This window comes from Microbacterium sp., from assembly GCF_044340635.1.
In the GTDB taxonomy this organism is placed as follows: domain Bacteria; phylum Actinomycetota; class Actinomycetes; order Actinomycetales; family Microbacteriaceae; genus Microbacterium.
This window is the reverse complement of record NZ_JBIITF010000016.1, coordinates 1-14870: the sequence shown is the minus strand read 5'-3', so window position 1 is coordinate 14870 and position 14870 is coordinate 1. Positions and strand designations below refer to the sequence as shown.

Below are 14870 nucleotides of genomic sequence, written 5' to 3'. Positions count from 1 at the left end.
ACCGGATCTCCGACGCCGGATCGACGGCGTCCACACGGGAACGCTCCGCGAGCCACCCGCGCAGGTCCAGGCGCATCACGATCGCGTCGATCCCGTCGGGTTGGTAGTAGTTCGGGCGCCGGGCGATCTCGACGAACCCCTCCGACACATACAGCGCCTGCGCAACCGGGTTGTCGGCCCGCACCTCGAGGAACACCTCGAGTACCCTGCGCTCCCCCGCCTCGGTCAGCAGAGAGCGCAGCAGCCCGCGCCCCCGCCCGCGCCCCCGCGCGCCTGCGACGAGCGCGATGGTCTGGATGTCCGCATCCGTCCCGCCCTGCACCGCACGGATGCCGCCGTAGCCGATCAGGCGCCCGGCCTCTTCGAGCACGAGGTAGCGGCCGTGGCGGGAGGCGAGCTCTTCGCGCATCATCGCGTCCGACCACGCGTCGGTCGGGAACGAGGCGCGCTCGAGCGCCATGATCGCGTCGAGGTCGTCGGGGGTGGCCGTCCGCAGCGTCATACGCCCACCCGCTTGGGTGCGTGAGCGAGGGTCACATCGGGCGAGCGCAAATAGAGGGGCTCGGCGGATGCGTCGGCGTCGGGGGTCGTGTCCGCGGCGATTCCGGCAGCGAGCATCCGTCCCGCCATGCGACCGAGTGCTCCCGCGGAGATCGACGTGACATCGACGCGCCGGATGGGGTGCGCGGGCAGGCCGAGCGAGAGCAGGCGCGCGTCGAGGTCGTCGCGCGGGGCGAGCGCGGGTTCGGTGGTCCGGACCGGAAGCCCCTCGGCCAACCCCGCGTACACCGTGTAGGCGAACTCGCGGCGGCGAGCGTCGGTGACGATCGCGATCGGACCGGATGCATCCGCCTCGAACTCGGACAGCGCCGCGGCGTCGTGGCTCGCGACCGCGACGACCGGCACGGCGCGGGCCAACGCGAAGGTGCGCGCTGCGGCGATGCCGATGCGCAAGCCGGTGAAGGGCCCCGGCCCCATGCCCGCGGCCACGTGCGTGACGTCACCGGGGTCGACGGATGCCTCGGCCAGGGCGCCCGCGATCAGCGTGCCGATGATCTCGGCGTGGCCGAGCGCATCGGGGCTCGCGGCTTCGCCCCGCGTGATCCCGTCGAGGTCGACGACCGCGACGGCAGAGCCGAGGGAGGTGTCGATGGCGAGGATCACGCCCTCCAGGGTAGTCGGGGGCGGGCAGACTCAGCGCTTCGAGCGCATCGCCCGGGTGACCGTGACACCGCCCTCCCCGGCCACCAGCCGCGCGTACTCCGCGGACTCCACCGGCACGAGCGCGATTCGTCCCTCCGCATCCGTGTGCACGCCCCATCCGTAGCGTTTGCCGAGGTCGCTCGAGCGCATGCACGGCTGACCCTTCGCGAAGAACTCCGCACGTGCCGACTCGCGCTCTTCGGGCGCGACGTCGCGCCGATCGGCCCAGACCGCGAAGATCACGTCGTCCGAGGTGTACCGGTAGGGATTCTCGGCGATCATGCGGTAGGTCAGCTCGGCGATGGTCGGCGTCGCGCGCGTGGGCGGCTCGGCCGCCGCCACGGCCGCGGTGTCTTCCGCGACCGCGATGAACGTGTCGAAGTAGTTCGTCGTGTGCATGGGTCGATCTTCGACCGCACCCCCGACATCCGTCCAGCCCCTGGCGGGCGCTAGGGGCGGCGCGAGATCGTCACGACGCGCGGCGCGTCGTCGTCCAGGGCCTCGGTCGAACGGGACAGATCGCCGCACATCGTGTCGGCACCCCGCCCGCCGAGGGGCCGCTCGATTTCGAGCTCCCACCACACCTCGCGGAGCCCCTCGGCCATCCCGCGTCCCCACTCGACGACCACGACCGAGCCGTCCGCGTCGATGTCGAGGTCGTCGAGCTCGAGGGCCGAGCCCAGGCGATACGCGTCGGCGTGCACGAGCGGTGGACCCCCGACGAGGGACGGATGCGTCCGCGCGATCACGAACGTCGGGCTCTGGATCGGCCCCCGCACGCCGAGTCCCTCCGCGATTCCGCGCGTCAGTGTCGTCTTGCCCGCGCCGAGCGGCCCCGTCAGCACGAGCAGGTCCCCCGCGACGAGCCCGGCGCCGAGCCGACGCCCGAGCTGCTCCATGTCGTCGGCGCTCACGATGTCGTGGCGGCCGAGAAGGTCATCCGCGACGGTCATGACCGCACTCCGCTCACGACGAGCCCGCTCACGACGAGCACGCTCACGACGACACCTGCCGGCGCGGCACCCGTGGCCCGATCCGCGTCACGATCTCGTAGTTGATGGTGCCCGAGGCATCCGCCCACTCATCCGCCGCGGGCACGCCGAGCGTCGGGTCACCAAACAGCACGACCTCGTCCCCCACCGCGACCGGGGTGTCGCCCGCATCGACGACGAACTGGTCCATCGCGATGCGTCCCGCGATACGCAGGCGTGTGCCGCCGATCGTCACGGGTCCGCGACCGGATGCCGCGCGCGGCACACCGTCCGCATACCCGAGCGGGACGAGCGCGAGGGTCGTCGGCGCGGTTGTTCGGTGGTCGTAGCCGTACGACACGCCCTGCCCCGCGGGCACCCGGCGGACGGCCGCAACCGCTCCGCGGAGCGTCATGGCGGGACGCAGGCCGAGCTCGGCCGACGACCGCCCGGCGAACGGCGACAGGCCGTACAGACCGATGCCGACGCGCACGCAGTTCAGGCGCGCCTCGGGCAGGTCGATTGCCGCGTGCGTTGCGGCGATGTGTCGAAGCGGCGGGTTGAGGCCGAGGCCCGCGGCGGCGACGACCCCGCCCTCGAACGTCGCGAGCGCCGCGAGGTCGTCTTCGCGGCTCGCGTTCGAGAGGTGGCTGAACAGCCCGACGACGCGCAGCTTGCCGATGCGCTCGAGGCGCGCGGCCTCGACGAACACGACGTTCCAGTCCCCCGGCGCGATGCCGTTGCGCGAAAGCCCGGTCTCGAGCTTCAGGTGCACGCCGACGGGACGGTCGACGGATGCCGCGGCCGCCGCCTGCAGCAGTTGATCGAAGCTCGAGATGCCGAGCTCGACCCCGACCGACGCCGCCTCGGCGAACGACGCTCCCGGCGCGTGCAGCCAGGCGACGATCGGGGCCATCACTCCGGCGCGGCGCAGCGCGAGCGCCTCCGAGACGTCGGCGACCCCCAGTCGCGTCGCCCCGCCCTCGAGGGCCGCGACCGCCGCGCGCGCGGCGCCGTGGCCGTACCCGTCGGCTTTGACGACGGCGATGACCTCGACGCCCGTCAGCCGGCGAAGGTGACGCGTGTTGGCGGTGATCGCACCGACATCGATGAGGGCCTCGCGCATGACGCCGGCCGGCAGCTGGGTCACGGGGTCTCCTCAGGGGTCGATGAGGGCTGGGTGGGTGGGGGCTGTGTCGATGGGGGTTGGGTGGGTGGGGGTTGGGTGGGTGGGGGCTGTGTCGATGTGTCCGGTGCGGATGAGGGCTGTGCGGCGGCGACGGCGGATGCCGGGACATCCGACTCCGCGACGACGTACGCCGTCGCGAGCCCTGCGTCGTGCGACATCGAAAGGTGGATCGCCGTGATGCCCCGCGCGGCGACGACGTCGGCGGTCGAGCCGACGAGGGTGAACCAGGGACGTCCGGATGCCTCGGGTGTGACCTCGATCTCGGTCCAGTGCACCCCGTCGGAGCCGCCGAGGGCCTTGATCAGCGCCTCTTTCGCGGCGTAGCGCGCGGCGAGCGACCGGGGGCGCAGCATCCGTTCGGTCGGTGAGAACAGGCGCTCGAGCAGACGCGGCGTGCGATCGAGCGTGCGCTCGAAGCGGGGGATGTCGACGATGTCCACGCCGATCCCGACGATCACGCGTGGGCTCCGAACTTCACCTCGCCACCCTATCCCCGCACCCCGCCCGCGCGGCGCCGCGCGCGACTCGGTCGTTTTGGGCTGACTCGGCGGGACAGATCCACCGAGCCGACCCGGATCGACCGATGCGCCGGCGTTTCGACGCGCGCGACGCCGGCCGCGGGCTACTCGACGGTGACGGACTTCGCGAGGTTGCGGGGCTGGTCGACGTCGAGGCCTTTCGCCGTCGCGAGGCCCATCGCGAAGATGTGCAGCGGCACGACCGCGAGCAGCGGCTCGAACAAGGGCGAGGCGAGCGGGATGCGCAGCACCTCGTCGGCGAAGGGCAGCACGGCAGCATCCCCTTCTTCCGCGATCGCGATGACGCGTGCGCCGCGGGCCCGGATCTCCTGGATGTTCGAGACGACCTTCGCGTGCAGCAACGCGGACTCGCGCGGCGAGGGCACGATCACGAACACGGGCTGTCCGGGCTCGATCAGCGCGATCGGCCCGTGCTTGAGCTCGCCGGCGGCGAAGCCCTCGGCGTGAATGTAGGCCAACTCCTTGAGCTTGAGCGCGCCCTCGAGGGCGATCGGGTAGCCCACGTGACGCCCGAGGAACAACACCGAGCGGGTGTCGGCCATCCAGTGCGCGAGCTGCTCGATGCGCGGCTGCTCGCGCTCAAGGATCTGCGCGATCTTCGAGGGCACGGCCTCGAGCTCGAGCACCTGCTGCGCCGCCTCGGTCGCGCTGAGGGCGCCCCGCACGCGTCCGACGTGCAGGGCGAGCAGGTACAGCGCGGTGATCTGGGCGACGAAGGCCTTGGTGGATGCCACAGCCACCTCGGGTCCGGCGTGCGTGTAGACGATCGCGTCGGACTCGCGCGGGATCGTCGCGCCCTGGGTGTTGCAGATCGACAGCGTCTTGGCGCCGCGTTCGCGCGCGTACTTGACCGCCATGAGCGTGTCCATCGTTTCGCCCGACTGGCTGATCGAGACCACGAGGGTACTGGCGTCGATCACCGGGTCGCGGTAGCGGAACTCGTGCGCGAGCTCGACGTCGACGGGGATGCGGGCCCACTGCTCGAGCGCGTACTTGCCGACGAGACCCGCGTAGGCGGCCGTGCCGCACGCGATGACGACGATGCGCGAAATGCCGGCGAAGAGCTCATCGAGCCCATCGAGTTCGGGGATGACGACCTGGCCGTCGCGGGTCCGACCCAGGAGGGTCTTGGCGACGGCTTCGGGCTCTTCCGAGACCTCCTTCGCCATGAACGACGACCATCCGCCCTTCTCCGCGGCCGAGGCATCCCACATCACTTCGAACGGCTCGACCTCGACCGGCGATCCGAAGAAATCGGTCACCGAGACACCGTCCGGAGTGATGGCGACGATCTGGTCCTGCCCGATCGCGAGGGCCCGGCGTGTGTGCTCGACGAATGCCGCGACATCCGACCCGAGGAAGTTTTCGCCCTCTCCGAGCCCGATCACGAGTGGCGAGTTGCGGCGGGCACCGACGACGAGGTCCGGGTGGTCCTCGTGCATCGCGAGCAGAGTGAAGGCACCGTCCAGCCGGGCGACGGTGGCACGGAAAGCGGCGGTGAGGTTCTCGGTCTTGCGGTATTCACGCCCGAGCAGAACAGCGGCGACCTCGGTGTCGGTCTCGCTCTGGAAGGCGTAACCCTCCGCAAGCAGTTCGGCCTTGAGTTCCGAGAAGTTCTCGATGATGCCGTTGTGGATGACCGCCAGGCGGTCGTCGTCGGCGAGCTGCGGGTGCGCGTTCACATCGGTCGGGCCACCGTGGGTCGCCCAACGCGTATGTCCGATCCCGGTCGTGCCCGCGGGGAGCGGGTCCGCGGCCAGGTTCTCGCTGAGGACGCTCAGCTTGCCCGCGCGCTTTCGCATCCCGAGCTCACCCGTGCCGTCGATGACGGCGATCCCGGCGGAGTCGTAACCGCGGTATTCGAGACGCGCGAGCCCGGCGAGAAGGATGGCCTGGCTCGGCCTCGGGCCGACGTATCCGACGATTCCACACATGAGGGACATCCTAAGTCGGCGCGGCTGTGCGCCAGGCCCGAGCGCCTACAGCTTGCGGAGGAACACCCGGTCGACGGCGTGTTCCGGCCCCTTCTGCAGGATGAGGGTCGCCCGGTGCCGTGTCGGCATGACGTTCTCGACGAGGTTCGGCATGTTGATCTCGTCCCAGTACTTCATGGCCGTCTCGACCGCCTCTTCGTCGCTCAGGTGCGCGAAGACGTTGAAATACGACGTGGGATTGGCGAACGCGCCGCGCCGGAGTGCCAGGAAGCGCTCGACGAACCATCGCGCGATGTGCTCGGGTTCGGCGTCGACGTAGACGGCGAAGTCGAACAGCTCGCTCACGGCGACGTCGTTCGGCGAAGCCGGCGGCTGCAGGACGTTCAGACCCTCGACGATCACGACGTCGGGGCGCCGGACGACGACGCTCGCGTCGGGCACGATGTCGTACCGCATGTGCGAATAGAAGGGCGCTCGGACCTCGGATGCGCCGCTCTTGACCTGGGTCAGGAAGCGGATCAGGGCGCGGCGGTCGTAGGACTCGGGAAAGCCCTTGCGGCTCATCAGGCCCCGGCGTTCGAGTTCGGCGTTGGGGAACAGGAAGCCGTCCGTCGTCACCAGCTCGACGCGCGGGGTGCCGGGCCAGCGGCTCATCAGCTCGCGCAGCAGGCGGGCGATCGTCGACTTTCCGACCGCGACCGAACCCGCGACGGCGACGACGAAGGGCGTCGTGGTGTCGGGTTCGCCGAGGAACCCGCTCGTGTCGACGCCGAGTCGCTTCGTCGCGTTGGCGTACAGGCTCAGGAGCCTGCTGAGGGGAAGGTAGACGTCGCGTACCTCGTCGACGTCGAGGCGGTCGCCGAGCCCGCGCAGCTGGACGATCTCTTTCTCGGACAGCGGCTGAGCCATCCCGGCCGCCGCCCGCGCCCATTCGGCGCGTTCGATTTCACGGTAGGGAGTCAGCAGTGACGTGGTCGTGGTCTCCTCGGCGGGCACCGTTCGATGCTATCGCGCCGGTCGACGGAGCCCGGCCGCGCAGACGGATACCTCGACCGCGCTACGCTTCACCGGTGCGCCTGGGAGTCCTCGACATCGGCTCGAACACCGTCCACCTGCTGGTCGCCGATGCGCGACCCGGGGGACGGCCTCTCGGCACGACGAGCCACCGCACCGTGCTGCGGCTGATGCGGTACGTCGCGCCGGACGGATCGATCACGGAAGACGGCATCCGAGCGCTCGAGGCTGCCGTGGCCGAGGCGCGCGATCGTGCCGCCGCCGAGGCCGTCGACGAGTTGCTGGCGACCGCCACCTCGGCGGTGCGCGAGGCGACGAACGGCGCCGAGGTCATCGAACGGATCGAGGCGGCGCTCGGTCAGCCCCTCCAGGTGCTCGGTGGCGAGACCGAGGCGCGGTTCACGTTCCTCGCGGTCCGTCGGTGGTTCGGCTGGTCGGCCGGACGCATCCTGCTCTTCGATATCGGCGGGGGCTCGCTCGAGTTGGCGTCGGGTTCGGATGAGCTACCGGAGCTCGCGGCATCCGTCCCCCTGGGTGCCGGACGGATGACGTTGGGGTTCCTTCCCGACGATCCGCCCGGCGAGGCCGCGGTCGATCGCCTGCGTGCACATGCCGCCGACGTGCTCGCGCCGGTCGCCCGCGAATTCCGCGCACTCCCCAAGCCCGACCACGTCGTCGGATCCTCGAAGGCCATCCGCTCGCTCGCGAAACTCGCCGGGTATCCCATGCCGGGCTGGTCGGGCATCGACCGGATGGTCCTCCCCCGCGCCGCCCTCGCATCCTGGATTCCGCGGCTCGCGCGCCTGCCCGCGAGCGCGCGGCAGGAACTGCCGGGGATCACCGCCGACCGCACGATGCAGATCGTCGCGGGAGCGGTCGTATTGCACGAGGCGATGACGGCCCTGCGCGTCGACGAACTCGAAGTGAGTCCGTGGGCCCTCCGCGAGGGCGTGCTGCTGCGGTATATCGAGTCGCTGACCTGGGGCTGACCGAGCAGCGCAATAGCGTGCACTGTGCGGAATATCGGCACAGGGGCGCTAGAATCGGCCTCGGCGGGGGGACGCCAGTCCCGCCAGCCATCTCGGAGGTACCACGTGTCGACCGACGAACGCCGCGCCACCTCCAGCCCTGGCCGCGCCCCCTCCAGCCCTGGCCGCGCCCCCTCTAGCTCCGGCCGCGCCACCGCTCCTCCGCGAGATCGAACCGCCGAGGGCCCCGCGACCACAGCCTCGAAAGAACCCGAGACCGCCTCCATCCCGCTCGCCGTGACGCAGGCGCAACGGAACAAGGCGCTGACCACGGCCGACCGTCACGCAGACATGCGCACGATGGTCATCACCGTCGGAGTGCTGGGCGGTGCTGTCGCGCTCGCTGCCACGGCACAGGCCGTCATCGTGCTCGGCATCGGCGACATGGCGCTCGGCGAACCGGTGCCGTTCGGGTGGGATCTGGGCCGGCGCATCTTCATCAACCTGCTGACCGTGATCTCGACCCTCGTCATCGTCAGCCAGCTGCGCATCGAGACGCGTCGCGCCCTGCCCGCGGCGGCCCTGGTCCTCACGGCCGGGGTGGGGGTCGCGGCGCTCCGCGCGGTGATGCAGATCGCGATCGGCGTCTATTCGCAGCACGATGTGGTGCCCGCGCTCGCCGATGCCGCGGTCGCCGGCACCATGATCAGCTTGATCATCGCGTTCGCGCTCTTCGTGACGCGTTCGCAGCAGCGCGTCCGCCGGGCGGAACGCACTTCCCACCTGCCCGCGGCGCAGAGTTCCCAGGCGCTCGTCCAGATGCTGCGCACGCAGGCACGGGGTCGTCACAGGCTGGCATTGAACACACACGAGGCGCTGAGAGAGCGATTCCGGCACGTGATCGCCGAGATCGCCGAGATCGCCGCCGACGCGGACCCCTTTGTCAGACTGCGCTTGCAGTCCGTGCGACACGAGTTGGCGGATGTCGGGATCGCCGGCCAGAGGGGCTTGGCGCTGTTCAGCTACCCCGAGGCGCTCGAACACGGGCTGATCCCCGCCGTTCGCGCCTTCATCTCGACGGTGCCGAACCCCATCGCCGTGCGGCTGAGAGTCAGTGACTCCGCCGAGGTTCTGGCCGCGACGGGTACGGGTTCGCGGACCATCGAGCGACGCGCCATCCTGCTCCAGACGATCATCGAGGGTGTTCTGAATGCGCTGGAGTTCTGTCACGCGCAGCGCATCGACATCACGGTCGGCGTGGTCGCCGGAATGGTGCGCGTCGCGCTGACGAACGACGGCACCGGGGGCGCCGGTATGGACGAGCCCCCGGGCCTGGACAACCTGCGCCGCCAGGTGAGCGCCATCGGCGGCAGGCTCGAAGCCGAGATGCCGGCCGCGGGCGGGTGCAGCCTGATCATGTTCACGCCGCCCGACGGCGAGAACGCCTGAGAACGCCTGAGAACGCGAAACGGTCTCGCGAAGCCTCCCGCTACAGCGCCAGCGCCAGCGCCGAGCGCACCACATCGGCCAGCTCGTCTGCGTGGCGGTGAGCCGTCTCTTCGTCGGCGGCCTCGACCATCACGCGCACGAGTGGTTCGGTACCCGAGGGACGCAGCAGCACGCGTCCCGAGTCGCCCAGAGCAGCGGATGCCGCGGCCACGGCAGCGACGACGTCCGGGTCTGTGTTGGCCCGCGAACGGTCGACGTCGCGCACGTTGACGAGCACCTGCGGGAAGACCGTCATGATCGAGGCCAGCTCGGCGAGGGTCTTGCCCGTGCGCGCCATCTCGGCCACGAGGTGCAGACCCGTCAGCAGTCCGTCACCGGTCGTGGCGTAGTCGCTCATGATCAGGTGCCCGGACTGTTCGCCGCCCAGCGAATACCCGCCGCGACTCATCTCTTCGAGCACGTAGCGGTCGCCGACGGCGGTCTGGAGGACGCGGATGCCTCGCTCCGACATCGCCCGATGCAGGCCCAGGTTGCTCATGACCGTCGCGACCAGTGTGTCATCGCGCAGGCGCCCGCGCTCGTGGAGCGATGCCGCAAGGATCGCCATGATCCGGTCGCCGTCGACGACAGCGCCCGAAGCATCGACCGCGAGGCAGCGGTCGGCGTCGCCGTCGTGGGCGATGCCGATGTCCGCGCCATGCTCGAGCACGGCGGCGGCGAGCACATCGAGGTGTGTCGAGCCGACGCCGTCGTTGATGTTGCAGCCGTCGGGGTCGGCACCGATCACGACCAGCTCGGCGCCCGCGTCGCGGAAGGTTTCGGGCGAGACACCGGATGCCGCGCCGTGGGCGCAGTCCAGAACGACCTTCACACCCTCGAGGCGCTGCGGCAGTGACGCCAGCAGGTGCATGACGTAGCGGTCTTCGGCATCCGAGAAGCGCACGATGCGCCCGACATCCGCGCCCGTGGGCTGGAGCTTGGGGCCCGACATCGCCTGCTCGATGCGCTGCTCGACGGCGTCGGGCAGCTTCATCCCGCCGCGGGCGAAGATCTTGATGCCGTTATCGGGTGCCGGGTTGTGCGAGGCCGAAACCATGACGCCGAAGTCGGCGTCGCGGTCGGCCACGAGGAAGGCGAGAGCCGGGGTCGGCAGAACGCCGGCCTCGAGCACGTCGACTCCCGAAGAGGCGAGTCCCGCGGCGACGGCGGCAGTCAGGAATTCCCCCGACACGCGCGGATCGCGAGCGACGACGGCGGTCAGGCGACGTCCCTGCGCACGCCGTGCTTCGGCGGTGCGACCTTGACCGAGGACGACTGCTGTCGCCTGGGCAAGCGAAAGTGCAAGGTCGGCGGTCAGGGTCCCGTTTGCGAGACCCCGAACGCCGTCCGTGCCAAAAAGTGGCATCGGAGCGCTGACCGCTGGTTAGCGCTTCGAGTACTGAGGCGCCTTACGGGCCTTCTTGAGTCCGGCCTTCTTGCGCTCCTTGACGCGAGCGTCGCGCGAGAGGAATCCGGCCTTCTTGAGGGTGGCGCGGTTGTTCTCGACGTCGATCTCGTTGAGCGAACGCGCGATGCCGAGGCGCAGTGCGCCGGCCTGACCCGAAGGTCCACCGCCCGAGATGCGGGCGATGACGTCGTAGGCGTCGGTGAGGTTGAGAACCGTGAACGGGTCGGTGACGAGCTGCTGGTGCAGCTTGTTCGGGAAGTAGTCCTCGAACGCGCGGCCGTTGACCGTGATCGTGCCCGAGCCGGGGACGATGCGCACGCGGGCGATGGCCTGCTTGCGACGGCCCACGGCTGCGCCGGGAACGGTCAGGACGGGACGCTCGGCTGCGACGGCTGCTGCCGTCTGGTCAGCGGGCGTCTCGGTCGAGTAGCTCTGGGGGGCCTCGTCAGTCGAGGAAGTGGAGTCGGAGATGTTCGCCACGAGTATGTCCTTTGAAGTGAGTGCGGCGCTTACTGGGCGACCTGGTCGAGGGTGTACGTCTTGGGCTGTTGGGCCGCGTGGGGGTGCTCGGCACCCCGGTAGACCTTGAGCTTGCCCAGCTGTGCGCGTCCGATGCTGTTCTTGGGAAGCATCCCGCGGATCGCCTTTTCGACGGCACGCTCGGGGTTCTTGTCCATGAGCTCGCCGTAGGTGACGGACTTGAGTCCACCCGGGTAGCCCGAGTGGCGGTAGGCCTTCTTCTTCTCGAGCTTCTGACCCGTCAGCGCGACCTTGTCGGCGTTGATGATGATCACGAAGTCGCCGGTGTCCATGTGGTTGGCGAAGGTGGGCTTGTGCTTGCCGCGCAGAAGCGCTGCAGCGTGGCTTGCGAGGCGGCCGAGAACGACGTCGGTCGCGTCGATGATGAGCCACTCGCGCTGGATCTCGCCAGCCTTGGGGGTGTACGTGCGCGTCACAGTAGTGCTGCTTTCTTGTTCGAACGGAGATGTTCGTGAATCCCGCTCCGGGGTTGTTGTCTCCAGACGGATGTCCGGGCAACGAGCCAGTGGAGGGCTCACGTTCGCGGTAACCAGGCCAGCAGGGCACAGGCACCAAGGAATCAGCTTAGCGCAGGCGGTGCCCGCGGCCAAACGCGGCGGCCAAACGCGGCGGTCTGCGTAATCCGCGGCGACCCGCGGCCCCCTCACCCCCTCGGCCCCCCGAGACACCTCTCGTGCCGCGATACACCCTCTGACGCGGGGGGTGTCGTCGCAGCACAGGTGTTTAGCCGTCACCGCTAGGCTCGGTGGGCACGCTGCCACGTCACCCGGGAGGCCCCTCGTCATGCTGGAGTTGCTGACGGTGTGCACGGGAAACATCTGTCGCTCGCCCCTGGCCGAATCACTGTTGCGCGAGCACCTCGCGCCGCTCGATGTGCGGGTGAGCAGTGCGGGTACGCGGGCGCTCGTCGGGTCGGGCATGACGCCCGAGGCGCAGCGGCTCGCCGACGATCTGGGCGTTCCGGATGCCGCCGCGCATCGGGCGCGCCACCTGACCGAGGGGTTGCTGAGGACTCCCGACCTGATCTTCGCCATGTCGCGCGAGCATCGGCGGGCGATCGTCGATCTCTCGCCACGCCGGATGCGCGCGACCTTCACCGTCCGCGAGTTCGCGCGGCTGGCACGGCACGCGACCGATGTGTCGATCTCCCGGGCTGTCGCCGACGCGACGGATCCGCGTGACGCGCTTCGCCTGGCGGTGGCTCAGGTGTCCGCGATGCGGAGCGAGGTGGAACCGCCGGCGGATGCTGCCGACGACGACGTGATCGACCCGTACCGCCGCTCGTGGAAGACGTACGAGTTGTCGGCGTCGCAGTTGGTGCCCGCGGTGGACGAGGTCGTGCGGGTGTTGCGGATCGCTCTCGCCTGAGCGCCCCATCCGGATCCATTCACGGGAATAGTTGCGCCCGGCAGGGGGTTTGCGGGTGGGGAGCACTTCCCCGTTCTGAACGCACCCGCACCACCAGGAGAACCATGATCACCGCGCACGCGAACCCCGCACTGACCGAGGCCCCGATCCTGGACGTGCTGTCTGAGCGGTGGAGCACGCGGGTGTACGACGCGGATGCTCCGCTCGACGAGTCCGCTCTGCAGAGCGCGCTCGAGGCGGCGCGGTGGACTCCGTCGGCGAACAACACGCAGCCGTGGCGGTTCATCGTCGCGCGTCGCGGAACGCCCGAGTTCGAGACGGTGCACACTGCCCTGCGCGGGTTCAACCAGTCGTGGACGGCGGCAGCATCCGCTCTCGTCGTGTTCGTCGCCGAGACCGAGACCGAGGACGGCAAGGCGCAGCGCATGGCTGCCTATGATCTCGGCCAGGCCGCCGCGCACTTCACGGTGCAGGCGCACGCGAGTGGTCTGCACACCCACCAGATGGGTGGTTTCGACGGCAAGGCGATCGCGGATGCGTTCCGGCTCGAGTCCCGCTTCGTGCCCCTGACGGTCATGTCGGTGGGTGCGCTGGGCGACATCAATGAGGTCGACGAGGACGCGCGTGAGCGTGAGCTCGCCCCGCGCACGCGGCACTCGGTGAGCGATCTGGTGCTGGTCGGCGCCTAACCGCCGGTCGGTGAGCGAGCGAGGCGAAGTACGGCATCGAGACCGAGGACGGCGTGCGGATGTATGTCGACAATCGTGGGCTTCGCGCCGGTTCCGCAGAGGACCTGGATCGCATCGCGAAGGGTGAGCGGGTCGATCCGTCGCGGGTCTATTTCCGTTCGCAGCCGCAGATCTTCGCGTCGGCCGGTCCGTGGGAGTGGCTGAATTCGCGGATGTTCGTCGGGGTCGGCGAGCGGGCGCCGTTGGGCGTGCGACTGGACGTCTTCGTCATCGACTGACGCTCGCACCGGGCTCCGACTGACGCCCTCATCCGCTCAGGTTGACGCCCTCATCCGCTCCGACCAAAGCCATCATCCCGTTCCGGCGCTTTCTCGATACCGAGCCGCCGCTCCGACGCGAACCCGTTGCCGAAGTCGCGACCCCGCGGTCGGTCGCCATCTTCGCTCCGGATCCCACCAGGCGGGTCCGCGGACGTGCGGCACCCCGTCGATCATCATCACCGACCATCCAGATGTCGCCAAGGTCCTGTGGTGGTGCCAACACAGCAAGACACCGTTGTCCGTATGCGTCGGTCCACCCAGCGCATGGTCTGTCGCGTGGTGGATTTCACACCACCCGGCCGGTACATGGCAGCCCGGGATCACACACCCACCGTCGCGCAGACTGATCGCCTTGCGCTGAATCGCATTGAAGACCCGATCCACCACACCAAGACTCACGATCCGGCCCCGGTCGTCGCAGGTGACACGCTGGACGCTCCCACAGCACGCGACCCGCTCCGCCACCCCGATACCCACAGGCACATCGATGCCCTCGAGCTCGGCCCACCCCTCGCCCGCACGGACGTCCTCTTCGCGGGCATAGACGACGAGCGTCGGCGCACCGCCACCAACTGTCGGAAGCTCGCCCGACCGAGCCGCGACGTCGAGCGACGTCGCGAGCGCGTCGTGCATCTTCTGCGCGCGCGTCCGGGTGTCGCGGGGGTCGGCGATCGCATCGTCCAGACCGCCAGCACCACTACCGCCACCGCCGCCAGCACCATCATCATCAGCACCGTCCGGCGCGAACCCGACCCCAACACCGAACCCCACCCCGACCCCGCCGCGCACCTTGGGGTTCGATAGCGCGTCGCAGGTGCGCTGCCACTGCGCAGCGACCTCCGCCAGCACATCTCCGCTGACCCGCGCCAGCCCATCGCGCACGGGCCCGACCGTCAGACCGCGCCGTCGCATCGCCGACGCCTCGACCGGCTCCGCGCCATCCTGATCGAGCACACTCGCCCACACCTGCGCCAACACCCGCAACTCGTTCGCCGACGCATGCGGGCCGGTCTCGACCGCACCCGTCCCGACATCGCGCGTGATCCCGCACGCCGCGTCCCCGACGGCCGCGTCTGCCAGCAGCAGCGCGTCGCGATCGACCCGACCGGATGCCTCCACCAGCACGGATGCCGCAGCCACACCGTCGCTCCCCACCGCACCCGCGATCATCGCCTCGCGCACCGCCGGGAGCGCCGCCGGCAGCCACTCCCCCGACGTCATCGAGCGCTCGCGACGCAC

Annotated in this window: 14 protein-coding genes and 3 pseudogenes; 5 read left to right on the top strand and 12 right to left on the bottom strand. The window is 70.0% G+C overall.

Annotated features, from left to right (window positions below):
* Positions 1-46: 46 nt before the first annotated feature.
* The 8 genes and pseudogenes from rimI to coaA all read right to left on the bottom strand — a co-directional run.
* A pseudogene (gene rimI, locus ACIQ0W_RS13030) lies at positions 47-502 on the bottom strand (ribosomal protein S18-alanine N-acetyltransferase); the annotation flags it as partial.
* A complete protein-coding gene (gene tsaB, locus ACIQ0W_RS13025; protein WP_396643151.1) occupies positions 499-1164 on the bottom strand; it encodes a tRNA (adenosine(37)-N6)-threonylcarbamoyltransferase complex dimerization subunit type 1 TsaB in 666 nt (221 codons plus the stop codon). The pseudogene rimI and the gene tsaB, both read right to left, overlap by 4 nt.
* Positions 1165-1194: 30 nt before the next feature.
* Positions 1195-1602 (bottom strand): DUF6157 family protein, encoded by a 408-nt coding sequence (locus ACIQ0W_RS13020; RefSeq protein ID WP_396643150.1) that lies wholly within the window; start codon positions 1600-1602, stop codon positions 1195-1197.
* A 50-nt stretch (positions 1603-1652) separates the two neighbouring features.
* Positions 1653-2156 carry a tRNA (adenosine(37)-N6)-threonylcarbamoyltransferase complex ATPase subunit type 1 TsaE gene (gene tsaE, locus ACIQ0W_RS13015; RefSeq protein ID WP_396643149.1) on the bottom strand — a complete coding sequence of 168 codons (504 nt, stop codon included), beginning with the start codon at positions 2154-2156 and terminating at the stop codon, positions 1653-1655.
* Positions 2157-2199: 43 nt separating this feature from the next.
* On the bottom strand, positions 2200-3324 hold the full coding sequence (gene alr, locus ACIQ0W_RS13010; RefSeq protein ID WP_396643148.1) for an alanine racemase: 1125 nt from the start codon (positions 3322-3324) through the stop codon (positions 2200-2202).
* A 140-nt stretch (positions 3325-3464) separates the two neighbouring features.
* Positions 3465-3821, bottom strand: a pseudogene (locus ACIQ0W_RS13005) (holo-ACP synthase); the annotation flags it as partial.
* A gap of 164 nt (positions 3822-3985) precedes the next feature.
* Positions 3986-5836, bottom strand: coding sequence for a glutamine--fructose-6-phosphate transaminase (isomerizing) (glmS, locus tag ACIQ0W_RS13000; RefSeq protein ID WP_396643146.1), 1851 nt, complete (start codon positions 5834-5836; stop codon positions 3986-3988).
* Between the two features lie 45 nt (positions 5837-5881).
* Positions 5882-6832, bottom strand: a complete 951-nt coding sequence (gene coaA, locus ACIQ0W_RS12995; protein WP_396643145.1) for a type I pantothenate kinase — start codon at positions 6830-6832, stop codon at positions 5882-5884.
* Positions 6833-6906: 74 nt separating this feature from the next.
* Between coaA and ACIQ0W_RS12990 the strand changes: the two genes are divergently transcribed.
* Positions 6907-7839, top strand: a complete 933-nt coding sequence (locus ACIQ0W_RS12990; protein ID WP_396643144.1) for a Ppx/GppA phosphatase family protein — start codon at positions 6907-6909, stop codon at positions 7837-7839.
* A gap of 276 nt (positions 7840-8115) precedes the next feature.
* On the top strand, positions 8116-9267 hold the full coding sequence (locus ACIQ0W_RS12985; protein ID WP_396643143.1) for a hypothetical protein: 1152 nt from the start codon (positions 8116-8118) through the stop codon (positions 9265-9267).
* Between the two features lie 40 nt (positions 9268-9307).
* Here ACIQ0W_RS12985 and glmM read toward each other — a convergent pair whose 3' ends face one another.
* Genes glmM through rplM form a run of 3 tightly spaced genes read right to left on the bottom strand, consistent with a single transcriptional unit; the run spans position 9308 to position 11670 of the window.
* Complete coding sequence (gene glmM, locus ACIQ0W_RS12980; RefSeq protein ID WP_396643142.1) at positions 9308-10672, bottom strand: phosphoglucosamine mutase; 1365 nt, start codon at positions 10670-10672, stop codon at positions 9308-9310.
* A gap of 18 nt (positions 10673-10690) precedes the next feature.
* The gene (gene rpsI, locus ACIQ0W_RS12975) at positions 10691-11194 is read right to left on the bottom strand and encodes a 30S ribosomal protein S9 (protein WP_396643141.1); all 504 of its coding nucleotides are present in this window, start codon (positions 11192-11194) and stop codon (positions 10691-10693) included.
* Between the two features lie 29 nt (positions 11195-11223).
* Entirely contained in the window at positions 11224-11670 is a 447-nt protein-coding gene (gene rplM, locus ACIQ0W_RS12970; protein WP_396643139.1) for a 50S ribosomal protein L13, read from the bottom strand.
* A 367-nt stretch (positions 11671-12037) separates the two neighbouring features.
* On the opposite strand from rplM, the gene ACIQ0W_RS12965 reads away from it, so the two are divergent.
* From ACIQ0W_RS12965 to ACIQ0W_RS12955, 3 genes and pseudogenes are all read left to right on the top strand, one after another.
* Positions 12038-12622, top strand: coding sequence for a low molecular weight phosphatase family protein (locus ACIQ0W_RS12965; RefSeq protein ID WP_396643138.1), 585 nt, complete (start codon positions 12038-12040; stop codon positions 12620-12622).
* A 104-nt stretch (positions 12623-12726) separates the two neighbouring features.
* Positions 12727-13311, top strand: a complete 585-nt coding sequence (locus tag ACIQ0W_RS12960; RefSeq protein WP_396643137.1) for a nitroreductase family protein — start codon at positions 12727-12729, stop codon at positions 13309-13311.
* A 32-nt stretch (positions 13312-13343) separates the two neighbouring features.
* A pseudogene (locus ACIQ0W_RS12955) lies at positions 13344-13589 on the top strand (DUF3237 family protein); the annotation flags it as partial.
* A 72-nt stretch (positions 13590-13661) separates the two neighbouring features.
* Here ACIQ0W_RS12955 and ACIQ0W_RS12950 read toward each other — a convergent pair.
* On the bottom strand, positions 13662-14870 hold a 1209-nt coding region (locus tag ACIQ0W_RS12950; RefSeq protein WP_396643136.1), incomplete at its 5' end, for a DUF222 domain-containing protein.

Bases quoted from the DNA above. Each gene is read 5' to 3' on its own strand.
- tsaE (WP_396643149.1), bottom strand. From the start codon at position 2,156: ATGACCGTCGCGGATGACCTTCTCGGCCGCCACGACATCGTGAGCGCC.
- ACIQ0W_RS12965 (WP_396643138.1), top strand. From the start codon at position 12,038: ATGCTGGAGTTGCTGACGGTGTGCACGGGAAACATCTGTCGCTCGCCC.
- glmS (WP_396643146.1), bottom strand. From the start codon at position 5,836: ATGTGTGGAATCGTCGGATACGTCGGCCCGAGGCCGAGCCAGGCCATC.
- ACIQ0W_RS13020 (WP_396643150.1), bottom strand. From the start codon at position 1,602: ATGCACACGACGAACTACTTCGACACGTTCATCGCGGTCGCGGAAGAC.
- glmM (WP_396643142.1), bottom strand. From the start codon at position 10,672: ATGCCACTTTTTGGCACGGACGGCGTTCGGGGTCTCGCAAACGGGACC.
- ACIQ0W_RS12960 (WP_396643137.1), top strand. From the start codon at position 12,727: ATGATCACCGCGCACGCGAACCCCGCACTGACCGAGGCCCCGATCCTG.